Consider the following 24,749-nt stretch of genomic DNA (forward strand, 5'->3'; position numbering starts at 1 on the left):
AAGCTATATAAATAGTAATTAATTCCATAGACAATATTATTAATAGCTTCTAAAATTATTGTGGATGATTGTGAAGATTTTACTTTATTTATTATAAGAGGATTCGATGGATGAATCAGAGGAGAGAATCATAATGAGAGAAAAAGTTTTGATAGTTGATGACATCGAACTGAACAGAGAGATCTTAGCTGTGGCACTTGGCGATCAATATGACATCGTGCAGGCAGCGGATGGAGAGAGGACAATCGAGATTCTGAAGAATGACAATGGGGATATATCAGCAATGCTTCTGGATCTCATCATGCCGAATGTAGATGGGTATGCGGTTCTTGATTATATGAAGAACACAGGACTTATAGACAGGATACCGGTCATAGTAATAAGTGCAGAATCAACAAGGGACGTTGAGGTTAAATGTCTTGACATGGGAGTTTCGGACTTCGTCAGAAAACCTTTTGACAGCGTGACAGTCAGGAGACGAGTTAAGAACGCGGCTGATCTATTCATGTACAAAAACCATCTTGAGGACAAGGTTAAGCTTCAGACAAGAGATCTTAGAGAGAAGAATAAACTGCTTCAGGCTCAGGCAGAAAAGATACGAGAGACAAATGAGAAGATAGTGGATGTGTTAGGTACAGTGGTTGAGTACAGAAATTTAGAGAGTGGGGAGCATATCAAGAGAGTCAAAGGATTTACAAGGATACTTGCTGAGAAAGCTGCGGAGAAGTATCCTGAGTATGGATTGACGCAGGATAAGATAGAGGTGATAGTTTCAGCCAGTGCCCTTCATGACGTGGGCAAGATTTCCATCAAGGACAGCGTGCTGTTAAAACCAGGCAAGCTTACCACCGATGAGTTTGAGTATATGAAGACTCACACCACAAAGGGCTGTGAGATATTGACTCAGATTGCTGGAACGTGGAGTGAGGATTATGAGAAGGTGAGTTACGAGATATGTCGTCATCACCATGAAAGATATGACGGCAAGGGTTATCCTGATAGACTTGTGGGCGAGGAGATACCGATATCTGCCCAGCTTGTGTCTATAGCGGATGTGTATGATGCTCTGGTAAGTGAACGGGTATACAAGAAAGCAATAGCCAAGGATAAAGCATTTCAGATGATACTTGACGGAGAGTGTGGAACATTTTCACCGAGGCTGATAGAGTGTTTCAAGGAGTCCAGACAGGATTTTGAGGAGCTTGCGTGCAGACATGATATGAAGAAGGCAGATGCATAGTAGTTGGCTAATATTACACAGACCACTTCGGTCTGGAGGAACAAGACAGGCTGCTTGATATGGTTATAAACAGGTTTATAAAAAAGATATACAGAAAGACATATAGAAAGATGGGAGAGACAGTTATGAATATAAAGGAGTGTTACGATTCAATAGGAGCAGATTTTGAGGATGTGCTTGGCAGACTTGGAAGTGAAAAGCTTATAGAGAGATTTGCGCTTAAGTTTTTGGAAGACGATAGCTATAGTAACCTGAAGGGGGCGCTTGCAGAGAAGAATGCAGAGAATGCATTCCGTGCAGCGCATACACTTAAGGGTGTGTGCCTGAACCTTGGACTAAAGAATCTTTATACAGTGAGCTCAGATCTTACGGAAAAGCTCAGGGGAAGGTCGCTTGATGGGGCTGACGAACTATTCGAGAAAGTAAGAGAACAGTATGATATAACGGTGAACGCACTTAAAAATGTGGGCTGATCCACGTGTCTGAGGAAGATCAGGAGGAGAATAATATGAAGAAGAGAGTGATCGCCAGGATCATGGCAGCGGTCATGTCAATTGCAATGCTTTCAGGCTGCGGCAGCAGTGGAAAAGATGGAACCCAGAAGGCCCGGCTGGATCCGGAGCATCCGGTATCCATAAAAGTCTGGCACTATTACAACGGTACGCAGCAGGCCACATTTGACTCTTTGGTAGATACATTTAATGCCACAAAGGGTAAGGATGAGGGAATCTATGTGGAGAGTTATAGTTATGGATCTGTGTCAGATCTTGAACAGGCTGTCAGTGAATCACTGTCGGGAACTGTTGGCGCTGAGGATCTTCCGGATATATTCTCATCATATGCGGATACAGCATATGCAGTTCAGAGGGAAGACAAGCTCACTGATCTTTTTCTGATGAGGAGCTCTCAAAATATGTGGATTCATATATTCAGGAAGGTTACTTTACCCAGGACGACTCACTATATCTTCTTCCGGTTGCAAAGTCCACAGAGATAATGATGATCAACAAGACAGATTGGGATAAATTTGCCTCAGCAACTGGCAGCAGTCTCGATGAACTGGCTACCATAGAGGGTGTGGTATCCGTTGCAGAGAAGTATTATAACTGGACAGATGCTCAGACTCCGGATGTTACAAACGATGGAAAGGCATTCTACGGCAGAGATGCCATGGCAAATTATTTTGTAATAGGCATGAAACAGATGGGCAGAGAGATATTTGAGGTTAAAGACAGCAAGGTAACATTCAACATAGATAAAGACCTTATAAAGAGATTATGGGATAATTATTACGTGCCATATGTAAAGGGGTACTTTGCAGCGTATGGCAAATTCCGTTCTGATGATGTGAAGACCGGCGATATCATCGCATATACAGGGTCAACATCTTCTACATTCTATTTCCCGGATAAGGTGGAGACAGATGATATGTCATACCCTATAGGATATGTAGTTCTGGATGCTCCCGTCATGGCTGGAGGAGAGGACTACAAGGTTCAGCAGGGTGCCGGAATGGCGGTGACCAAATCTGACAAGGAGCATGAGTACGCATCATGTGAGTTTCTCAAATGGTTCACAGAGAAGGAGAATAACCTTAAGTTTATATGCGATTCAGGCTATTTGCCTGTTTTGAAAGAGGCAAATAGCATAGATGAACTTGACAAGATTATAGAAGAGGACAGTATAGAGGTCAATGACAAGGCATATGAGTGCATAAAGAAGGTAATGAATGAGTTTGACAGTACCATGTTTTATACCACAAAGAACTTTGACAATGGATATGATGCCAGAAATGTTCTAAACTATAATATGTCAGATGCGGCAGATGCGGCAAGAAAAGAGGTTGCAGCGGCATCAGATGATGAGTCGAGAAAGGCTGTGATCGAGAAATGCACATCTGACGAGGCATTTGACGAGTGGTACGATGGATTTAGCAGCGCACTCCAAGAGGCTGTCGGAGAGCAGTAGGGCTGTCTGGTTATTTCCAGAAGGGGGGGGATGGTACATTATGAATAGAAAAAAGAGACTGATGACGATATTCCTCGTGCCAGTAATTGCGGTTATTGTGGCTCAGGGGCTTGTGCCATTGCTTGCAATGATATTCAGCGGAATACGATCAAAAATGTCTGGAAATGTGATAGATCTGGATAATCACACTGTTGAGAACAGACAGGTCGTGCTTGAAAATGATATGGTAGAGCACTGGAGATCCATATACAAGGAGCAGGATCTATTAAACGATACACTTTCACAGGTGCTTGATGATCAGGGGATAGATATAAAGAAATTCCTGCAGGATGACAATGCACAGATGCAATATCTTAACCAGACTTTTCCTGATATGGTGGATGCACTCCAGTACAACACCACATCGGGAGTGTTTCTCATACTTGCAAATGAACAGAAGCTTCAGAACAGAGCAAATTACAGAGGATTCTTTATACGTGACTCTGACCCACAGAATAAGACGGCATCCAACACAGACCTTCTTCTTGAGAGGGGCAGCAAGGAACTTTCCCAGAACTGGTCAATATCCCTTGACAGTGCCTGGACCACGGATTTCACATTTGATGGAAGCGGACGCAGATCATGTGATGATTTCTTCTATATCCCATACGAGGCTGCCATGGAACATTTCGGTGCAAGGATGGTAGATCTGGGATACTGGTCTAAACCGTTTGTTCTTGAGGATAGCAGTATGGACAATCACCATATGATAACATACACTGTGCCGCTCAGGTACGGCGACACCATATATGGAGTGGTGGGGATAGAGATAAGTGTCAGCTATCTTGAGAGCTATTTCACGGTAAGCAGCCTTGACAGCAATCTGAATGCAGGGTACGCACTTGCCATAAAGGATGGTGATGGTATATATCATGCTATAGCTGGCAAGGGTACGCTGTACGATGCTGTATCCAGAGATACCAGGAGCTTTACACTCACACAGCAAAAAGATAACATATCAAAGGTTGATGGCGTGAAGGCGGGTAAGCAGGATATATATGCCGTGGAAAAGGCAATTGATCTGTACAGCGCAAATGTGCCGTACACTGATACATCATGGGTTCTGTGTGGATTCGTGAAAGAGGATTCTGTGTATGGAATGGGAGATGCCTTATTCCGTATTATATGTATATCTGTACTTGTCAGCGTGCTTATGGCGACGGTTCTGGTACTTATATTGTCGAGATATGTGACAAAGCCGGTTTACCGATTGATGGAGAGTGTACGAGGCGGTGTTGAGGGCATACACAGATTCAAGATATCTGATATAGTGGAGGTTGATGAGCTGCACGATGTGATAGAGAATCTTGCGGATGCACAGAAACAGATCGAAGTGCAGATCATAGAGGAGAAAGAAAGATACAGGATTGCAGTTGAAAGTTCACAGGATGTATTCTTTACCTACAATAAGACGGACCAGAAACTTGAGCTTGTAAATACAGGCAGTAACGATGGCACTTGGGATTGTAAGAAACACCCGGAATTCTTGAACAATGATGCAGTACATCCTTTGGACAAGAGAAGACTATTTGATGCAGCACGAAATGCGGACAGCAGGCTTTGCGTTGAATTCAGATTGAAATCGGATGATGACAGTGAATATGAGTGGGTAGAACTCAGAGGCACAGTTATAAATGATGAAAATGGCAATAAAGACAGAATAGTTGGCTGTATCCATAACATAAACCAGAGAAAGTTTCTTGAGGAGACTCAGCAGAATGAGCAGATATATGATGTGCTGACATCATTTTACAGACTTGGCCATGGCATGGGAGCGATTCAGAATTCAAGGCAGACTGAATGCAGGGGAACAATGGTCATAACTGACATAGAGAAGTTCTCACGTATAAATGAAAAATATGGCTTGATATTTGGCGATATAGTGATTGAAAAATTTGCGGCTCTCATAATAGATATAAGCAATGCGCTGGATATAGAGAACGCGGTATTTATAAGAGCGGGTGCAGACCAGATGCTTTTGTGGTTCCCGGGAGTGGACGCTGAAAATGCCACAGAGCTTGTGGAAAGACTGCGTGATGAGATGGGCAATCTCACCAATGACAATTATCTGGAGCTTGATTTCAGATCAGGACTCACGTATGCGGAAGATGAGAAAATTACGACTCAGGAGATCTTTGACCAGGCGAAGCTGGCTCTTACAGTGGCAAAGAAAAAGAACTGCAGGGATGAGATTTATCAGAATATATCCCACAGCGATATGAAAGATGCAGGCAGAGTATGTCTGTGTGGGATAGATTCGGTTGACAGGCTGGATCAGCTGAGCCTCTCGTCGATAGCACTGAATCTGTTCGACAGGGGAACTGAGGCAAGGGTATCTATGGATATGCTTGCGCTAAAACTTGAGGAGAAATATCATGTCACAAATGTGATCATTACCAGATTCAATAAGGAATATATGTCTAACAGCAGGACTTATCAGTGGAGATCGGATGGTATCAGCTGGGAGGGCATAGTCCACTGCGCTGACAGTGATTACGAGAGATTTGCAGCTAGAAACACTTTCCAGATGGTGCTGATATTAGATCAGGAGAGCGGGGACGATCCGGTGTACGGAGAATTTGCTAAAGGAAAGACTGGGGTAGTGTATCACATGATGGACAATGGTCAGTACAGTGGAAGCTTGTTCTTTATAGGTATGGACGGCGGCATACTGCGTGATGATGCCGAGACGAAGATGTTCGAGGAAATGTTGTCGATAATACAGAACAGGATCAACATGCAGCGACATGATCTGTCAGCCCAGGCAAAGTCAGACTTCCTTGCCAGAATGTCACATGAGATCAGAACGCCTATGAATGGAATCATCGGAATGACTGAGGTGGCGTTGCGCCCTGACCAGACTGAGGACAAGCGTATCGAATGTCTGAAGAAGATAGACAGTGCATCCGGATACCTTCTGGGCATACTCAACGATGTCCTGGATATGTCCAAGATTGAGAGTGGCAAGATGAAACTTGTTATAGACAAGTGCAGCATTCCTGATATGATGAAGAATATAGATTCTATCATGGATGCCAAGATGAATGAGAAGGATATTACGTTTGTGCAGAATATCACCCTTCTTCATGACTGGTACTACGGTGACGAGCTCAGGCTCAATCAGATCCTTGTAAATCTTCTGAGCAATGCGGTGAAGTATTCCAATCTTGGGGGACATGTCGACTTGACTGTCAAGGAACTGCCTGTTGATGAGAAGCACTCAGATATATACTTTGCGGTAAAGGATAATGGCATCGGAATCCCAGAGAGCAAGCAGCAGCTTATATTCCAGCGGTTTGAGCAGGCTGACGACTCGGCAAATGCGAGAAAGCAGGGTACAGGACTTGGCCTTGCCATAAGCAGCAGACTTGTACATATGATGGATTCAGATATAAAGGTTGCGAGCGAAGTGGGAAAGGGAAGCTGCTTCAGCTTTACCGTGAGACTGGAGAGAGTTCCTGAAGGTGACATTGTGGAGAAGAATACAGCTGAGCGTGCCAACTTCTCAGGACGCAGGATCTTGGCAGTTGAGGATAATGAACTCAATATGGAGATAATAAAGATGATCCTTGAGGAGAGAGGCATGACCGTTGAGGAGGCACGTGATGGGCAGGAGGCTGTTCAGCGTGTCGAGGAAGTGTCTGATGGTTATTATGATCTGATCCTTATGGATATCATGATGCCTGTGATGGATGGACTTGAGGCGGCAAGAACCATAAGACACATGGACAGGCAGTATTGCAAAACTGTTCCGATAGTTGCCATGAGTGCGAATGCATTTGATGACGATGTGAAAAGATCCATGGCAAGCGGAATGAATGGGCATCTGTCAAAGCCTGTGAATATAGGCAAATTAGAGGAGATGCTGGCATCGCTGTGGGGTGGGAAACAATAAATATAGTTGTATGTAAGGGATTTCTGAGAAAACAGTTTTTTATATGTCGATAAGGGGGGATAGTGATGATACAATGCTTACAGACTATGGCATGTGAGTACGCCATACTTGTCATAATGATCTATATAGGGCTTCGATGTTTCTTTCAGAGGAATAACCAACTCATCAGGCGGTTTTCTCATTTTGTGGTTGGAATCATAATTTTCCAGATAATAAATATACCTGTGCGAATGATTGACGCGGGACTTGCACATATGTCGCAGATAACAGTGTTTGTTCTAAACAGTGCTTTTATGATAGCGGAGACGTTTGTCACCTATGAATGGTTTGTTTTTTTTGAACACGTACAGGACTCATTTCTCATCAAATCAAAGCTTGTGAGATTGTTCGGGATTGTTCCGCTTGTCCTTATAACAGTGCTCAGCATAGCATCGTGGTGGACGCACTGGCTGTTTTACGCAGACGATGCGGGAGTGTACCACAGGGGGACTTTGTTCGCGCTCCAGATAGTATTTCCATATACCTATGTAGTCGTCACGCTTGTAAGTGCGGTGGCATATTCAATAACGAGAAAGGAGAAGAGATCGGCGGTCATCATGACAATTGCCTTAATACCGGCTTTGATATGTTCTGTACTTCAAGTAATAGCTGGTGGCTCTTACATACTTGCAGGTCTTACCCTGTCGGCGATATTTGTGTACATGGAGCTGTGTATGGAGGATATCCGGAAAGTTGAGAAGCTTGCGATGCTGGAAAAGTCCAAGCGTGAGCTTGAGGAGGCGCTTGACATGGCAAATAAGGCGAACAGCGCCAAGACTGTGTTCCTGAATTCTATGTCGCACGATATAAGAACTCCTATGAATGCTATTATCGGATTTACAGACCTTCTCGGCGAAAATCTTGGGGACGAGAAAAAAGCAAGGGACTATATAGGTAAGATAAAGTCGTCCAGCGACTATCTGCTCTCACTTATCAACAACGTGCTTGAGATGGCACGTATAGAGAGCGGAAGGTCTGATCTAGATGAGAGGGATATATCTGTGGAGAAGAGTCTTGATGCGGTTTACTGGATTTTTGAGGCTCAGATGAAGGAGAAGCACATTGACTTCATATGGGATGTCAACGTCAAACACAACAATATCAAGTGTGATGTTGTCAAGTTGAAAGAGATCCTCATGAATATAATTAACAATGCGTATAAATATTCACTTCCGGGGGACAGTGTAGCAGTCAGGATAGAGGAGATCCCGTGTGACCGTGATGGATATGCGAGGATACAGACGACTGTTAAGGACACTGGAATAGGAATGTCGGAGGAGTTCCTTGAACACATATTTGAGGATTTTACAAGGGCACAGACCTCCACGGAGAGTGGCCAGTTTGGAACGGGGCTCGGCATGGCTATAGTGAAGAAGATAGTCGACCTCATGGGCGGAACCATAGATGTACAGAGCAAGCAGGGGGTAGGCACAACGTTCACGGTCACACTGGAACACAAGATTGCGGAAATTGCTGCAGAAAACAGAGAGGTGGTAAAATCTACAGAAGATTATTCTTTCAGAGGTAAGAGGATACTGCTGGTGGAGGACAATGACCTGAATGCAGAGATTGCCCAGACTATTCTAGCCGGGACGGGTATGACCGTGGATAGGGCATGCGATGGCATCCAATGTGTAGATGTTTTGAAAGGTTCTGAACCGGGATATTACGACATGGTTCTCATGGATATCCAGATGCCGAACATGGACGGCTATGAGGCAACAAGAATTATAAGGCAGTTTGAAGATAAGAGACTTTCAGAAATACCGATAATTGCTATGACAGCAAATGCATTTGCAGAGGACAGGAAACAGGCATTTGATGCAGGTATGAATGGGCATATAGCAAAGCCTATAAATGCAGAGGATCTTAAGATGACTCTGGCGGGCATATTATAAAGAATAATTTAATAAAAATTCCACATAATAACTCCAAAGCAATAATTTAACATGTGATGGAGGATTGATACGGAATATGAAGGCGACAGGTATTATTCGCAGAATTGATAATTTGGGACGCCTCGTGGTGCCAAAGGAGATAAGAAAGGTTCTAAGAATCAAGGAGGGCGACCCGTTAGAGATATTTATGGGAAACGATGGTGAGATCATGCTAAAAAAGTATTCTCCGATGGCGGATTTGGCGGTATTTGCGCAGCAGTATGTGGACGCGGTATCGCAGAGTCTGGGGCTTCCCGTTGCGATAACCGACAGGGATTCGGTCATTGCAGTAGCGGGAATTCCCAAGAAATATATGCTTGGAAAGGAGCTTCACCGAGAGCTAGAAGATGTCATAAGTGACAGGAAGATGATAGTGGCGAGAAAAGGAGAGCCTGGATTTGTCCGTATAACCGTAGACGGTATGGAGTGTGATGGGCAGGTCATACAGACCATAATAGCGGAGGGGGATGCGATAGGATCTGTCATAGTCATGGTGAGGGACAGTAGCCACAAAATAGGTGATATTGAGCAAAAAGCAGCGGCTATTGCAGCCTCTTTTTTGGGCAAACAGATGGAAGGTTAGAGCCATGGGTCATAAACTGGCAAAAAGTAAGTAAAATCAAGGGGTTTCAGCCTTGAAATCCCTTATTTTCCTTGACAAATATAGCCATTTTAGGTATAACTATACATGTTGAACTCATAAGATTGTACATTAGGGTTTAGATTGTGAATGTACAGCATATGGAGAGTTATTAAACATAATAAGGAGGAATTTTCTGATGAATAAGACAGAATTAGTAGCAGCAATCGCTGAGAAGACAAAATTATCAAAGAAGGACGCTGAGGCAGCATTAAAGGCATTCACTGATGTTGTAGCAGACGAGTTAAAGAAAGGTGAGAAGATTCAGTTAGTTGGATTTGGTACATTTGAGGTATCAGAGAGACCAGCTAGAGAGGGAAGAAACCCAAGAACTGGCGAGACAATGACAATCGCTGCTTCAAAGGCTCCTAAGTTCAAGGCTGGAAAGGCATTAAAGGATTCAATCAACTAATCTGAAGGTTTGAGATGAGACTTGATAAGTATCTTAAAGTATCCAGAATTATTAAGAGGAGAACTGTGGCCAACGAGGCATGTGATGCCGGGCGGGTTATGGTGAACGATAAGGTGGCAAAGGCCGGAACGGAGGTCAAGGTTGGGGATGTTATCGAGATAGCATTTGGCAATAAGACTGTGAAGGTCAGAGTTACCATGATCGCAGATTCCACCAAAAAGGAAGATGCGAAAGATATGTTTGAATATGTATAACATGTTTGAGTATGTGTAAAAATATGCCGGAATATACGAAAGTTATTCCGGTATATTTTTTTTATGCCCTCATATAGTTTATTAAGCATCTTAAAAAGGTTTCTAAGTATGGCGGAAGCAGCAAATAAGAACAAGCCACATAAGCTCATAATCGACAATAGAAACAGCATGTCCATGACCGGCGTGACAAAGGTCATATCTATAGATACTGATCTTGTGCTTCTGGTGACGGAGCAGGGGAAACTGAAGATAACGGGTAAGAATATGCAGGCAAGCACTCTGGACCTTGACAAGGGAATATTGGAACTCACAGGAAATTTCAACACGATGGTGTATTCCGGGGAAAAGGAGGGAGCTCTGTCTCTCAAGAGCCTGTTCAAATGATCAGTGAATTCGTGCGCATCCAGGCCGAAGGGTATGTGCTCTGTCTGATGGTGGGAGCAGCGATGGGGATCGTTGGAGTAGTGTTTGGAGGACTCAGAAAGCTTCTAAGGTCAGGCAAAATTGTGACCTGGTTCTGCGATCTTGCACTTTGGTTAGTATTAAGTGTTGCTATAATTGCGCTCAATTACATATGTTGTGGTGGAAGGATAAGGTTATATATTTTTTTAGGATTTTTTTCAGGTTTTTTAATTACTTTTTACACAATAAATTGGGTTGCGTCGAAAATGGCGGACTATATATTGTACAGAAAAAACAAGGATTAGAATAATGTGAAAATGTGAGAGGCAAAAGTGCGTTGACATAATTAGTCTTAAATAGTAAAATTATGTCAATATGTTTGTTCGGATACAATTTTTTTGTATATTATTACAAGAAATAGCAAGAAATATCAGTAAATATGAGAATCCAACAGATTTAACGTAAAGATATCAATGAGTAAGAGGGGATTTCCTGATGAGCAAGAGAACTGGCAGAACGGGTTCAAAAAACAAAATATCCAGTAGAATAGGCGTGATAACTGTTATTTGCTGTCTGGCGCTGCTTGCTGGTGTGGTCATGTACAAGGCAAGGACTCTTGAAACACAGAAGAAGGAACTTCAGGTGCAGGCTGAGGAGCTTCAGGAACAGCTTGACGATGCCAAGCAGAAGCACAAGGAGCTTGAGGAGAAGGAAGAGTATATGAAGACTGATGAGTATGTCGAGGATGTGGCGAGATCACAGCTTGGTCTTGTTTACCCGGATGAGATAGTCATCAAGCCAAAGGAATAATTCATCAAAGGAATTACTTATCAAAGGACTGATTTAAAAGAATAATTTTTAGAATAATATCACAATAAAGCGGATGCTGATCTCAGCATTCGCTATTTTTTTACATATGAGCCGTCTATACTGTTGTTCACTATCAACGTGAAACAGGAGGCTGTATATTATATGAGGGAAAGAATCAATTCGGGAATCAGGACGGGAGTTATGACGCTTCTGTGTATTGCTGGCGGAGCATTTGTGGTGTGCCGTATGGCTCCGTTTGCCGCTGCCATATATGCGGCATGCTGTCTGATGGGCGGCAGCTATCTGCTCCTGTATGTGTGTGCGGCAGGGGGGATTACCCTGGGAGCATTTGGACTTTTGGGTATGCCATATATTGAAAATGGGATCGTGGAACATTCTGGGGATGTAGCAGTGAATGTGTGTAGAAGGTATATGCTGCTTTTGGCATGTGTGCTATTTATAATGAAGATGTGTGATATAAGGAGAAAACGGGAAGGTCAGAGAGGCAGGTCGGCTGCTGATGGGAATGAGGGAGTGCTTCCAATCGCGCTTGCAGCATTGATAGTTGAAACTGTATTTTCGGATAGTGGATGGGCTGTGGGTGTCGGCAGGGGAATCGTCGCCGGAATCGTGTACGTGTGTGCATTTTACATATTAAAGCCGGGGATACTGGCGGTTACTAGCCGGGTTTCGGGAGGTGACTGGAAACGAGAGGCAGGGATTGCCGGATACGATACAAATCAATGTATCGTCAGCATCATGGCAATATGTGCCATTATGCTGTGGCACATTCCTGATGATATAGTCGGTGGCATAGCTCCGTCACTTATGGCAGCCCTCTTGATGCTGTTGTATGTAGTGTACAGGTCGGGTGCTTCCTACGGCTGCGGGCTTGCCGCTGCGGCGGGAGGTATCCTTTCCGTAAAGACAGGTAATATGGGCTGGATCCCTTGGATGCTGCTGGTCACGGTGGTTATGCTCATAGGAAGAGCACTTTCAGGTCACAGAAGGATACCGGCATGTATATTTTATGTGCTTGGAGCGGTTCTTGCCGCCGTTGCTGCGGGACCTGGTTTTATATGTAACGCTGAGATAGGACATGCTATGGGGGAGGGGAGGCTGCTTCAGAGGTATGGGACATTTGACTGGACAACTCTTACCACATATGACATTATAGTGTGCTGTGTCAACCTAGGGCTTCCGGTGATGCTGTTTGTCGCCGTGCCCGGATCTCTTTTGGGGAAATCTGCTGATGATATAAGTCCGGCATGCCTTCAGGCGGCAGCGACGGAGATAAGCAGGATGACATCTTCTAAAATGGAAGATATGGCAAATACATTCAGGCGGCTTGATTACACATTTGCCGGAAGTGAGGATCCTGGGATAAGTCTGAGTCAGGTTGGAGAGCTTGTTGATGGATTCAGAAGGCAGATAGAGAGAATAGGAGAGGCACGGGAAGTATCCGACGAAAAACTGCTTGGACAGATGCGCGAGTTGGGCATGGAAGATGTGAGAGTGACAGAACTCACGGATGACAGTGGGAGAAACCGCTTTTATGTGGTGGGAAGAACGACTGGTCAGGGTATGGTGCTTTCAAGGCAGGTAGCGGTGATCCTCAGCCGGTATTTTGGAAGGAATATAAGGGTAGGAATGAATTCGCCGAGTTTGTTCTTTGATGACTACAGGATGGCGGCATATGAGGAGAGTGCGGCATACAGGGGAATGTACCATGTGAGAAGGATAAGAAAATATGGTTCCCCGGTGTCCGGAGATAATTTTTCCGTCAAGGAATACGAGGATGGCAGGCTGGTGATGATGCTGTCAGATGGAATGGGCAGCGGAAGCCTGGCGTCCTGCGAGAGCTGTATGATGCTTGATACCATGGAGGAGATGCTTGAGGCGGGATTTCCTCCGGAATACAGCATTGCATTTGCCAACAGGTGCATGTCGAAGAAAAATCAGGGGCGCACATTTACCACGTTTGACATGGTGGTAATAGATATGTATGATGGTTCGATGACGAGTTTCAAACAGGGGGCATCTCTGACATACGTTGTTCATCCAGGCGAAAAAGGTAATTCGGTGGAGGTCATATCGAGCACAACGCTTCCAGTTGGGGTGCTTGACGAGGCGGACTGTGATATTGCGGATATTAATCTCTCTGCCGGTGATGCGGTTGTGATGGTGAGCGACGGAATCTCAGATATGGATACTGATGGAGTCATGAACCGCCTGCTCGGGAACATACACATTGGAGATAGCCGTAAGCTGGTGGATGAGATAGTGGGAAAAATGCTTGGACAGGAAGACATATCACCGAGGGATGATGTGACGGTGATGGCCGCGGTGATAGGAAGATCAGAAAAAAGTGGTGCGGCATAGCAGGAGATTTATGTTATAATGACCATTGCGGCAGCTGCGCTTGCGCGAGCTGACATAATGCGAATGCCCACATTGAGCCGGCAGGCGATATGTTATAATGAGCATTGCGATAAGGATAAATGTATTTTTGCAGGATAGAAAGATGGCACGGGAGATAACATGGGAGATAGTATAAATACAGAAGATACACGGAAAAATTCAATTGATCCATTTGAGAGGCAGGTCCTTGGCTATATAAGGAAATACAATATGTTTGACAATGTTAAGCACTGCGTATGCGGTGTGTCCGGGGGGGCTGATTCGGTGAGCCTGATCACGGTGCTCGTGAGGCTTTGCGGATATCTTGGGATAGAACTGCATGTTGTCCATATAAACCATATGATACGCGGTGCTGCGGCCGACTCGGATCAGGAATACGTGGAAGAATTGTGCAGAAAATATGGTGTATCCTGCAATTCTTACAATATAGATGTGCAGACTATGGCATCTGACCGAGGATTCACAGTGGAGGAGGCAGGAAGGCTTGCCAGATATGATGCATTTGACACGGTGAGACGGCAGTATGAGGGCGAGGGCTGTGTGATAGCTGTGGCCCACAACAGAAACGATGTCGCAGAGACAGTCATATTCAATATGGCGAGGGGAACCGGAATGGGAGGAATAAAGGGAATCGCACCAGTGCGGGAGAACATTGTCAGACCTTTGCTTGGCTGTGACAGATCGGAGATAGAGGGTTATCTTGACAGGATGGGGATACCATATTGTACAGATGCCACGAATAATGAGGATGATTACACAAGAAATAAGATAAGACACAAGATCCTGCCGCTTATGGTGGAGATAAATGAACAGGCGGTGGAGCATATATGCGACATGGCGGAGCTGGCAGCGGATTACGAAAGGCTTGCGTTGGGCGTGGTGGAAGAGTTTCTGAAGAGTCAGGGAATAGACATTTCACAGGAAAATCGTGGATGGACTGGTACTGAGAGCAGATGCGGAGAGTACAGTGTTGACAGAGGCACGCTGTTTGCCCAGAATAAGCTGATCCGGGAACTGGCGATAAGACAACTGGTTGGGCTTGTGTGCGGAGGTCTAAAGGACATAGGAAGAAATCATGTCGCGGAAGTCATGAAGCTGTGTGATGCAGAGACGGGATCGGGTATAGATCTGCCAGGGGGAGGCAGAGTGTATGTGCAGTATGACCGGATAATATTTTCCACAAAGACAGACAGTGATACAGAGAAAGAGCGGGGCTGTGATCCTGTCGATATAGATATGACCAGGGATGGTATATACGAAATGGGAAATGTGAGACTGACCGTGAGAATATACGACCGCCCGAAAATGCTTGACCTTTCAAAAAAAGAGTGTACGAAGTATCTTGATTATGATAGAATAATACAGTGTTTGCAATTGCGGACAATGAAAAACGGCGATTACATTGTAGTAAATTCCGCCGGTTCCAGAAAGAAACTGAATAGACTGTTCACCGATGCGAAGATTCCAGCGGATAGGAGAGGGGAGATACCCCTTGTGGCTGCGGGTTCGGAGATAGTCTGGGCTGTCGGACTCAGAATAGGTGAGAACTATAAAGTGACTGATAATACACGCAGGATATTGCATATGGAATTTGAGAATGCTGGACAGAGATGAACGAAAGTATGGTCGTGGGAAATAGCATGCTGATGACCATTTATCATTTACACAGGAAAATGTTTTATAGGAGGAAACAGAGTTGAAAGAACAGATTGGTGTTATGCTGAGTAGCAGTGAAGTTGAGACACGTATCAGTGAGATGGCAGAAGCTATCGATAAGGCATATGAGGGCAAGACGATACATTTGATAGGAATACTCAAGGGAAGCGTTTTTTTTATGTGTGAGCTTGCAAAGAGAATGAAGAATCCAGTGACAATGGATTTTATGTCGGTAAGCAGCTATGGCGACGGAACAAAGTCATCAGGTATAGTTAAACTCAACAAGGATCTGGACGAGTCAATAGAGGGCAGAGATGTAATTATAGTTGAAGATATTCTCGATTCAGGAAGAACACTCTCATATCTTGTAAAGCTTCTGGGTGAGAGAAAGCCTGCAAGTTTGAATGTCATAACATTACTTGACAAGCCAGACAGAAGAGTTATCCCAGTTGAGCTTTATATGACAGGATTTGAGATTCCTGACAGATTTGTGGTCGGATATGGTCTTGACTGTGCCCAGAAATATAGAAATCTTCCATATATAGGAGTGATAGAGCAGTAAAAATTCCATGCTCACACAGTGAAATATGGGTTAATAAGGAGAATATATGAACAAGAGAAAATTCAGAAATGGAATGTTGATCTATCTGCTTATCCTTGTTGTGGCATTTATACTCATCAACAGATGGATGCAGAGCGATACGGATGTGACTACAACTTACAGTTATGTTGATCTGACGAACGATCTCGATGAGGGCAATGTATCAGAGCTTGTCATAAATCAGAACGCAGAGATACCTACGGCTGTTGTGCAGGTTGGGTTCACCAACGGCAAGACCATTGCGTTTTATGCGGCAGATGTAAATGAGATCATTGATATTTACAACAAATATCAGGAAAAGGTCGATGCTTATAACAGCTCAATAACTGATTCTGCAGATAAGAAGCCAATTGTAAAGTACAGTCTCAATGACGTGGAGAAGACCAGTATCTGGAGCGTTATCATACCATACGTGCTTGTCATGGTAGTGCTTATGCTTATAATGATGCTGTTCATGAGATCAGCCCAGGGCGGTGGTGGCGGCGGCCAGATGATGAACTTTGGCAAGAGCAGAGCCCGCAAAGCTGACGAGAGTGCCAAGAATGTCACATTTAAAGATGTGGCAGGACTTGAGGAGGAAAAAGAAGATCTTGAGGAGATAGTAACTTTCCTGAAGAATCCTCAGAAGTTTGTGAAAGTTGGTGCACGTATACCAAAGGGTGTTCTGCTGGTAGGCCCTCCGGGAACAGGTAAGACACTCATGGCAAAGGCCATTGCAGGTGAGGCTGGAGTGCCTTTCTTCAGCATATCCGGTTCAGATTTCGTTGAGATGTTTGTCGGTGTAGGTGCTTCAAGAGTGAGAGACCTCTTCGCAGAGGCCAAGAAGAATGCGCCGTGTATCGTATTTATAGATGAGATTGATGCGGTTGCAAGACAGAGAGGTTCAGGTCTTGGTGGCGGTCATGACGAGCGTGAGCAGACTCTCAACCAGCTGCTTGTCGAGATGGATGGTTTTGGTGTAAATGAGGGAATCATCGTTCTTGCAGCTACAAACAGAGTGGATATTCTGGACAAGGCTATCCTTCGTCCGGGACGTTTCGATAGAAAGATACCGGTCAACAGACCTGATGTAAAGGGCAGAGAGGAGATCCTCAGAGTCCACGTGAAGAATAAGCCTCTTGCCGAGGATGTAAATCTTCACGAGATAGCTAGAACCACAGCAGGATTTGCCGGTGCAGATCTGGAGAACCTGATGAACGAGTCGGCAATTGCTGCGGCAAAGGCCAACAGAGCTTACATCACCAAGGAAGACGTTGACAAGTCATTTATCAAGGTGGGAATCGGCGGGGAGAAGAAGAGCCGTCTGGTGCCTGAAAGCGAGAGAAGGATCACGGCGTACCATGAGTCGGGGCATGCGATCCTGTTCCATCTGCTCCCACATGTCGGACCTGTACATCTCGTGTCCATCATACCTACAGGTATGGGAGCCGGCGGATATACGATGCCGCTTCCTGAGAATGACAATGTGTTCATGACAAAGGGCAAGATGCTCGATGAGATCAAGGTGAGCCTTGGCGGAAGAATTGCAGAGGAGATGATCCTCGACGACATAACGACCGGGGCTTCACAGGATATCAAGGAGGCGAGCAAGTACGCCAGAGCCATGGTCACAAAGTACGGTATGTCCGACAAGCTTGGCCTCATAAACTATGAGAGCAACGATCAGGAGGAAGTATTTCTTGGAAGAGATCTTGGACACTCAAGAGTGTACAGTGAGGAAGTTGCAGCGGAGATAGACGAGGAAGTAAAGAGAATCGTGGATATGTGCTACAAGGAGGCAAAGGCTATCCTTGAGGAGAACATAGATATACTTCATAAGTGTGCAAGTATACTTCTTGAAAAGGAGAGAATTGCAAGACCTGAGTTTGAGGCATTGTTTGTTAAGGAACAGACAGATGCAGCTCAGAATGGTGAGACGACCGCTGATGCGTAGAAAGACAGCCGGGAGTCTGGTGAGATAAAGACAGAGTAGAGAGATTAAAGAAGCAAAAACACAAATAAAAACAGATGCCCGCATAGCTGCGGGCATTTGCTGTATGATGGGGAATTGATGATGAGACTTGAGTACGCGGTGCATGAAAACTGTGTGCGGGGTGATGCAAGCTGTGCTTCAGTTTCATAAAATATACATTTGGAGGATGACGGGGATGAAGATCATAAAGAGAGGGATAAACGCGGTTATACCGTTTCTGCTGGCGAATGTGTATCTGCTGGCAAGGTACCCAAAGTGGCAGATTCCGCTTTTGCCACTGATAATAACGTTGCTGATCATATGGGATATGGTCATATTGGCGATGCCGTTGCTCAGTCTTAAAAATATACAGACAAGGGGAATAAAGAGATGCCAGAGAGGATGCGAGAATCTGTATTCTTTCCTGGCGGCGACAGTATTTTCGGTGGTGGTGCTGATACTTATGATAGTGGGCGTTGTCGATGTGTCAGGGTGGACATGGAAGAACTGGGTGCTGTACATACTGACAGCCGTGATTGTTCTGGCGATAACGTTCTGGTTTGGAATGATCAGAATATATGTATCATCAAAACAGCTTGGGATCAAATGGCGTGTTATCGGAATACTGTGCGGATGGATACCTGTGGTACATTTGATAGTCCTTGGCAAACTGATAAAGCTTGCATCTGACGAGGCGGTATTTGAGAATGAAAAGCTTATAATGGATAACAACAGGAAACAGAATCAGGTGTGCGCCACAAAATATCCAATTTTGATGGTACATGGAGTATTCTTCAGAGATTTCAGATATCTGAACTATTGGGGAAGGATACCTGCTGCTCTTGAGGCAAATGGCGCAAGGATATTCTATGGCAATCATCAGTCCGCGGCGTCAGTTGCGGATTCGGGGCATGAGATCGCGGATAGGATAAAGCAGATAATCCAGGAGACGGGATGCGGCAAGGTGAATATAATCGCACATTCCAAGGGAGGCCTCGACAGCAGATATGCCATATCTAAGCTTGGAATGGCGCCTTATGTGGCATCCCTCACAACTATAAACACTCCACACAGGGGATGTGAATTTGCGGACTATCTTCTGGGCAAGATACCAGAGAAACAGCAGCAGACCGTGGCAAATACCTACAATTCCGCGCTTAAGAAGCTGGGCGACACAAACCCTGACTTCATAGCGGCGGTGACAGACCTTACCGCGTCAGCGTGTGCAAAACTCAACAGAGAGCTCCCAGATCCGCCGGGAGTATATATACAGAGTACAGGCTCATGCATGAAAAAACCTTCCGGTGGACGATTCCCGCTCAATACCACAAATGCGTTTGTAAAGCATTTTGACGGTGAGAACGATGGACTTGTCGGATATGAGTCGTTTAAATGGGGCTCTAACTTCATTTACCTGAAGCCTCAGGGCAGTCGGGGAATATCCCACGGAGATGTCATAGATCTTAACAGGGAAAACATAGATACGTTTGATGTGAGGGAATTTTATGTGAACCTGGTAAGTGACTTGAGGAGACGCGGATTTTAAGAAATATCAGTTGTTTTGTCTAATGTGAACAATAAAAAATGAAATATAGGTAAAATTATGGAAATGCATTGTGATAATGCACAATGACATTTGCCAAATAAAAAAATGTTTGGGCAGACTTTTGACGGGATTTGTATATAATAATAATTGTAACCCCCAATACATTATATAGTTTTGGCTACACCCCATAAGTAACAAAATACCTTCTCCAAAAGAGCTTGCCTACTCCGGCAGGCTCTTTTACTTTTTCCAATGTTTGTGCGGCTTCCGAGACTTTTGGTCTTGTTTTTTTGACCTCAAAAATGGTTTACATAAACGAAAATATTATGTTTACTTTACAAATTGCTTTACAAATGAACCCCGCAATGCCTTTATTTATCTGGGCTGAGCGGGGTTTTTATCTGGACGATTTTCAGTTGATTGGGGTATTTGTAAGAATCAGGTTATTAATACTTTATTAGATATTATCATAAGGTTCACAAATGTGAAAGCAATACTTGACAGTTTACAAAAAGGAACGAAATATCTAGATATTACGAGGTGGACATTAAAAGTCCATAAACCTCTGGAATTCGGACAAAAAAATGGACTTTTAAAGCCATTCCGAAGATTGTGAATTTGAATTAAGATAATGCCACAATTAAATATCAGTTACAGACAAGTGAAAATCTTAGGGTGCTGCCTTTGATTTAATCTACTAACTGTCACTGCTACCACATTAGTAGTCGGATGGATCGAGAGATGAACGGCGAGGCGCAGGGCAGAGATTAATAGAAGGAGTAGCAGTATTGTAGGAGGATAATAAACCACATGGGATATAGAAGAATATCCCAATCCTCGAAATGGCGGTAGAGGAGATAGTGCGTATCATTTGATAAGGGCGTCGTGAACGACAGGAAATACTTCCTGGATCGGCTTTCTGTAACTCCTATGTGTACAGGGCGATGAGGTGAGTTGAGAGACTTAGTGTACACCTACATAGTTACCTTTATATATCTGATGATAGTGGTAAAAAAATAAAGCTTAATGATAGATATTTTAATATTTTGTAAGTCAATATAAATAGGAAAGATATTAAAAATTATACTACTAGTTAAATGCTGATTTGAATTTGCTGTGTTAGAATTTTGATAGATGCTATGACTTACGCTTATTCTAACACAAGCAAATTCCTATATGGAGTTTCTTAAGGATGGTAAGCTAATGAGTGCATTTTTAATTGATTATGAAAATATAAATGGCGTCTCTATTCTCCCAGGATTAGATCTGTTATCGCCCCAAGATAAACTTATTTTATTCTATTCTAAAGCATGTAGCAGTCTTCGAAAAGAGTATTGGGATATCGAAAAGCTCTTGCTGGTACTCCATATCAGTTTATGGTTAACGATATATGTGAGTTTGTATCAAATAGGGAAGAGATTAATAAACGTTCGTAATATACTGAGGCCATGAATAGCTTTGGACGTGAGAATGGAAGAGCTTTATATAACATAATAAAGGATGTTGTTTGATATTTATAATATAGGAGCTGAAAAGCCATGAGATTAGGTGAAATAAGAAAATTCTAAGGAGGAGTTATTAATTACTAAAATCCCTAAAAAATGTATCGAAATTGTTCTATGCGGATCAGATCAAATAAGGTTAAAGTGTGAAAAACATAAAATAAAGATAGATTAAATGATTAAAAATAAAAAACAAACTAATAGAGGAGGAAACGCTTTATGTCAGAGAAAATGTTAGTAACACAGGCGCTTGATGAGAGGGATCTTCTGGTTAAGAAGATTAATGAGAAGATATATAGAGTGAATCCATATTGTCCTCACTGTGGAGAGGAACACTGCTATTTTGCAGTAAGACTTACGCCGGAAGAACAGGAGAAGCTTGATGAATATTATATTAAGCTGGAAAAGGAACATGGAAAGATGTCTTATCTAGAAGTGGCATTACACGAAATCGATGCTCCTGCATTAATAATTGAGCGAGATTTCAGATGTATTTGTGGAAACGTTTTTAAAAGACGTGTAGCTATAAGTAGGGATAGCGAAGTTGGATATCATAATCCGGAAACAGTAGGCGAAGTTGGCTCGCATCCAGTGTTTTAGGATGTTATGTGATTTCGAGGAGAAGGAACATGGGTAGAAAAGTACAAGTAAATATGACAGATGGTGATTACCTCAGATTATTAGACAGGACTCTTGATGAATTTAATATAGACTGGTTTGATGTGGATAAAAAACTGGTTTGCGAGGACTAAAATCTGCGAGGAAGTAATCAGATATGCTGCATACTCCTCTGATGAAGAAGAAAAGCTTCTTGATTTTTTTTGAAAGAAGAAAAGTATTTACAGGCTGAACTGGATAATGAATCTATGCTACCTCATATTGAAAATGAAGGATATACAGAAGAAATGGATATTCCGGAAGTGTATTATCCCTGATGTTTATCTGAAACCGTGGATGTTTGAGAGAGCATCAGAGAAAATTTCAAAGGGAAACTATGACTAGGTAGTTCTACTGGGTGATATCGTAGATGACTGGAATCAGGAGAGAAATCTGGATTTATATTCGGAAACATTTGATACTGTTATGGGATTTATTAAGAAGTATCCGGATACTTTATTTTGTTACGGAAATCAGGATCTTTCGTATCCCTGGGAGGCTCTTGAATCTGGGTATTCTGCATATGCACATGACATGGTTGTAAGATGTTTAAAAGAACTGGTAGACGCCCTACCTAAGGGAAATGCTGCATTTATACATAGAATATATTAATAAAATGGGTAAAGCGTATATGTGGGTTGATGATAGTCCTATATGGGCAAGACCTTAGAATAGCAGTATGAGATTATATCCTTCTGATATGTTACAGGTTGTAGGACATACTCCGGTGGAGTTTGTAGTAAAAGAGGAAAATCTACTGACACTGGATAATTTTTCTACATATAGGAATGGGGAGCCTATTGGCGATGAAAGATATGTATGCGTAGATACGATAACGATGGAATATGAAATGATTGATTAAAGTAAAGGGGTGTCATATGTTAGGAGCAATAATAGGTGATATGGTAGGTGTACCATATGAGTTTAATAACATTAAGACAAAAGATTTTGAACTGTTTTCGGATGAAACTAGATTTTCAGATGATTCAGTTCTTACATGCGCTGTTGCAAAAGCGCTTATTGATTCTGGAATTGATCCATCTGATGAAAAAATAAAAAAAATGTTGTAAAGCAGCTTAAATACTTCGGTAACAGATACATCCATTCAGGATATGGTGGAAGATTCCGGAAATGGCTGCAGAGCGACGAAACAGAACCGTATAACAGCTGGGGAAACGGATCAGCCATGAGGGTGTCACCTGTAGGATGGTTTTACGATACTGTTGAAGAGACAAGAAAAATTGCGGCTATCACAGCTGAAGTAACACATAATCATCCTGATGGAATAAAAGGAGCTGAAGCTACAGCTGCAGTAATATTTCTTGCAAGGATTGGTGATACAAAAGAAGAAATAAAAGAATATGTGGAAAAGGAATTCTACAAATTAGATCGTACGTGTGATGAAATAAGACCTGATTATAAGTTTGATGTAAGCTGCCAAGGGACAGTACCGGTAGCTATTACAGCATTCCTTGAAGGTAATAATTTCGAAGATGTATTACGGATTTCAGTTTCGATGGGGGGAGATTCGGATACCCTTGCATGTATTGCATGTGCTATGGCTGAGGCATATTATGGAATACCATCATGGATGATTGTAAAAGTATTGAACAGACTTCCGGAACACCTGCGCAAGATAGTAAGTGATTATTATAACAAACTGGACTGGTTTCATGAGATTGCTTATAAAAGGGGTGCTCTTAATTATTTTGATGAATATGAATATAAGAAAATGATTGCTGAGGAGTCAATGAAAGATGGGATTTAGGCTTGATCCACCTAGGCGGATATATAAAGTGCTGAGTAGAAAGTATGTGAAAAATACTGCAAACAAAATCATAGCAAAACTTCAGTTATCATATCCATAAAATCAAGCTGGGACAAGGTTGATGCGGATGTGTTTACATCAGATAGTAATAATGTTAAGGATATTTTGAGGCTATCCTTTGATGATATCGATGTTGAAGATAATGCGAATCGTTGTATGCAATATGAAGATGGAAAAAAGATAGCCGAGTTTGTAGATAAGTGGAAGGATATTGAAACTATCATTGTTGAAGAGTGGCATGGAGGAAAGGTGCACTAAGATGAATATAAGAGAATTGATAAAAATACTACGCTCAGCGAATAATACTAGCGATATTGATAAATATAGAGAAGATATTATTACACTGATTCCTCAAACAAAAATAATGATAGATTTTAATCAGCAGAATTATGCGCATCAGTATGATCTCTGGAATCATAGCCTTCAGACGGTAGTAAATCTTCCAGGCGATATTAATGATGATATGGTATATCTTGCGGCACTTCTGCATGACATTGGTAAGCCGGATTGTCAGACTGCCGATATGAAGGATGGGAAGATAAATATGCATTATTATGGACATCCAGAAAGAAGCTATGAGATAGTCAAGGATGATATTGATAATGAACTTACAGCAAAAGGAGAAAGGCTGACAGATGATGAAATGAGAAGACTTCTGTATTATATAAGATTTCATGATGACAGAGTAAGCCTTAGAATGAAACATCTCAGAAGACATCTGAGGATGGGAGTAAGTTTAGCAGAGTTTCAGAATCTGATGAAGCTTGAGGTGGCAGATGCCAGGGCTCATGTGATGTTGCCAATCATAGAGCAGAGAATTGAAATATGTGAAAAGCTGTCAGGAGACTATGGGAAGAAGCTTTATGAAGATATTTTGGCAGGAAAGTAAAAGAATTTTTTTAGTGGAAAAAAATTCAGCATTTGCGTGAGATGAATAAATTCATTATATAT

Annotated in this window: 25 protein-coding genes; all 25 read left to right on the plus strand. The window is 42.9% G+C overall.

Features of this window, described 5'->3' with window-relative positions:
• Positions 1-133: 133 nt before the first annotated feature.
• The 25 genes from NQ536_RS01030 to NQ536_RS01145 all read left to right on the plus strand — a co-directional run bounded on the left by NQ536_RS01030 (position 134) and on the right by NQ536_RS01145 (position 24,687).
• Positions 134-1,240: an HD domain-containing phosphohydrolase gene (locus NQ536_RS01030; RefSeq protein ID WP_044998201.1), complete on the plus strand. Its 1,107-nt coding sequence runs from the start codon at positions 134-136 to the stop codon at positions 1,238-1,240.
• Positions 1,241-1,365: 125 nt separating this feature from the next.
• The gene (locus tag NQ536_RS01035) at positions 1,366-1,713 is read left to right on the plus strand and encodes an Hpt domain-containing protein (protein WP_044998200.1); all 348 of its coding nucleotides are present in this window, start codon (positions 1,366-1,368) and stop codon (positions 1,711-1,713) included.
• 35 nt (positions 1,714-1,748) lie between these two features.
• The gene (locus NQ536_RS01040; RefSeq protein ID WP_227909673.1) at positions 1,749-2,237 is read left to right on the plus strand and encodes a type 2 periplasmic-binding domain-containing protein; all 489 of its coding nucleotides are present in this window, start codon (positions 1,749-1,751) and stop codon (positions 2,235-2,237) included.
• Complete coding sequence (locus tag NQ536_RS01045; RefSeq protein WP_227909672.1) at positions 2,156-3,208, plus strand: extracellular solute-binding protein; 1,053 nt, start codon at positions 2,156-2,158, stop codon at positions 3,206-3,208. The genes NQ536_RS01040 and NQ536_RS01045 overlap by 82 nt, the downstream gene beginning before the upstream one ends.
• A 40-nt stretch (positions 3,209-3,248) precedes the next feature.
• Entirely contained in the window at positions 3,249-7,142 is a 3,894-nt protein-coding gene (locus tag NQ536_RS01050) for an ATP-binding protein (protein WP_004852085.1), read from the plus strand.
• 65 nt (positions 7,143-7,207) lie between these two features.
• A complete protein-coding gene (locus NQ536_RS01055; RefSeq protein ID WP_004852082.1) occupies positions 7,208-9,079 on the plus strand; it encodes a hybrid sensor histidine kinase/response regulator in 1,872 nt (623 codons plus the stop codon).
• 76 nt (positions 9,080-9,155) lie between these two features.
• On the plus strand, positions 9,156-9,701 hold the full coding sequence (locus tag NQ536_RS01060) for a stage V sporulation T C-terminal domain-containing protein (RefSeq protein WP_004852080.1): 546 nt from the start codon (positions 9,156-9,158) through the stop codon (positions 9,699-9,701).
• 196 nt (positions 9,702-9,897) lie between these two features.
• Positions 9,898-10,170: an HU family DNA-binding protein gene (locus NQ536_RS01065; RefSeq protein ID WP_004852078.1), complete on the plus strand. Its 273-nt coding sequence runs from the start codon at positions 9,898-9,900 to the stop codon at positions 10,168-10,170.
• Positions 10,171-10,184: 14 nt separating this feature from the next.
• Entirely contained in the window at positions 10,185-10,424 is a 240-nt protein-coding gene (locus NQ536_RS01070; RefSeq protein WP_004852077.1) for an RNA-binding S4 domain-containing protein, read from the plus strand.
• Positions 10,425-10,532: 108 nt separating this feature from the next.
• Positions 10,533-10,808, plus strand: coding sequence for a YabP/YqfC family sporulation protein (locus NQ536_RS01075; RefSeq protein WP_004852074.1), 276 nt, complete (start codon positions 10,533-10,535; stop codon positions 10,806-10,808).
• Complete coding sequence (yabQ, locus tag NQ536_RS01080) at positions 10,805-11,131, plus strand: spore cortex biosynthesis protein YabQ (protein ID WP_004852073.1); 327 nt, start codon at positions 10,805-10,807, stop codon at positions 11,129-11,131. The genes NQ536_RS01075 and yabQ overlap by 4 nt, the downstream gene beginning before the upstream one ends.
• 190 nt (positions 11,132-11,321) lie before the next feature.
• A complete protein-coding gene (locus NQ536_RS01085; RefSeq protein ID WP_004852071.1) occupies positions 11,322-11,636 on the plus strand; it encodes an FtsB family cell division protein in 315 nt (104 codons plus the stop codon).
• Between the two features lie 162 nt (positions 11,637-11,798).
• A complete protein-coding gene (locus tag NQ536_RS01090) occupies positions 11,799-14,018 on the plus strand; it encodes a SpoIIE family protein phosphatase (RefSeq protein ID WP_155803868.1) in 2,220 nt (739 codons plus the stop codon).
• Between the two features lie 159 nt (positions 14,019-14,177).
• Entirely contained in the window at positions 14,178-15,671 is a 1,494-nt protein-coding gene (gene tilS, locus NQ536_RS01095) for a tRNA lysidine(34) synthetase TilS (RefSeq protein ID WP_004852067.1), read from the plus strand.
• An 82-nt stretch (positions 15,672-15,753) separates the two neighbouring features.
• Positions 15,754-16,275, plus strand: a complete 522-nt coding sequence (gene hpt, locus NQ536_RS01100; protein WP_022059302.1) for a hypoxanthine phosphoribosyltransferase — start codon at positions 15,754-15,756, stop codon at positions 16,273-16,275.
• A 46-nt stretch (positions 16,276-16,321) separates the two neighbouring features.
• Positions 16,322-18,247, plus strand: a complete 1,926-nt coding sequence (gene ftsH / locus NQ536_RS01105; protein ID WP_004852062.1) for an ATP-dependent zinc metalloprotease FtsH — start codon at positions 16,322-16,324, stop codon at positions 18,245-18,247.
• 214 nt (positions 18,248-18,461) lie between these two features.
• The gene (locus tag NQ536_RS01110; RefSeq protein WP_044998126.1) at positions 18,462-19,811 is read left to right on the plus strand and encodes an esterase/lipase family protein; all 1,350 of its coding nucleotides are present in this window, start codon (positions 18,462-18,464) and stop codon (positions 19,809-19,811) included.
• A gap of 1,721 nt (positions 19,812-21,532) precedes the next feature.
• Positions 21,533-21,913 (plus strand): hypothetical protein, encoded by a 381-nt coding sequence (locus NQ536_RS01115; protein WP_004852055.1) that lies wholly within the window; start codon positions 21,533-21,535, stop codon positions 21,911-21,913.
• A gap of 29 nt (positions 21,914-21,942) precedes the next feature.
• Positions 21,943-22,065 carry a hypothetical protein gene (locus NQ536_RS01120; protein WP_004852053.1) on the plus strand — a complete coding sequence of 41 codons (123 nt, stop codon included), beginning with the start codon at positions 21,943-21,945 and terminating at the stop codon, positions 22,063-22,065.
• A 331-nt stretch (positions 22,066-22,396) separates the two neighbouring features.
• Complete coding sequence (locus NQ536_RS01125; protein WP_004852051.1) at positions 22,397-22,582, plus strand: hypothetical protein; 186 nt, start codon at positions 22,397-22,399, stop codon at positions 22,580-22,582.
• Positions 22,583-22,670: 88 nt separating this feature from the next.
• Positions 22,671-22,832 (plus strand): hypothetical protein, encoded by a 162-nt coding sequence (locus NQ536_RS01130; protein WP_004852049.1) that lies wholly within the window; start codon positions 22,671-22,673, stop codon positions 22,830-22,832.
• A gap of 16 nt (positions 22,833-22,848) precedes the next feature.
• Positions 22,849-23,040: an ADP-ribosylglycohydrolase family protein gene (locus NQ536_RS13765; protein WP_004852047.1), complete on the plus strand. Its 192-nt coding sequence runs from the start codon at positions 22,849-22,851 to the stop codon at positions 23,038-23,040.
• A gap of 116 nt (positions 23,041-23,156) precedes the next feature.
• Positions 23,157-23,738 carry an ADP-ribosylglycohydrolase family protein gene (locus NQ536_RS13770; RefSeq protein ID WP_004852045.1) on the plus strand — a complete coding sequence of 194 codons (582 nt, stop codon included), beginning with the start codon at positions 23,157-23,159 and terminating at the stop codon, positions 23,736-23,738.
• Between the two features lie 129 nt (positions 23,739-23,867).
• Positions 23,868-24,056, plus strand: a complete 189-nt coding sequence (locus NQ536_RS01140) for a hypothetical protein (protein ID WP_004852041.1) — start codon at positions 23,868-23,870, stop codon at positions 24,054-24,056.
• A 106-nt stretch (positions 24,057-24,162) separates the two neighbouring features.
• On the plus strand, positions 24,163-24,687 hold the full coding sequence (locus NQ536_RS01145; protein WP_167530862.1) for an HD domain-containing protein: 525 nt from the start codon (positions 24,163-24,165) through the stop codon (positions 24,685-24,687).
• Positions 24,688-24,749: the final 62 nt, after the last annotated feature.

The organism is Coprococcus eutactus, assembly GCF_025149915.1.
Taxonomy (GTDB): domain Bacteria; phylum Bacillota; class Clostridia; order Lachnospirales; family Lachnospiraceae; genus Coprococcus; species Coprococcus eutactus.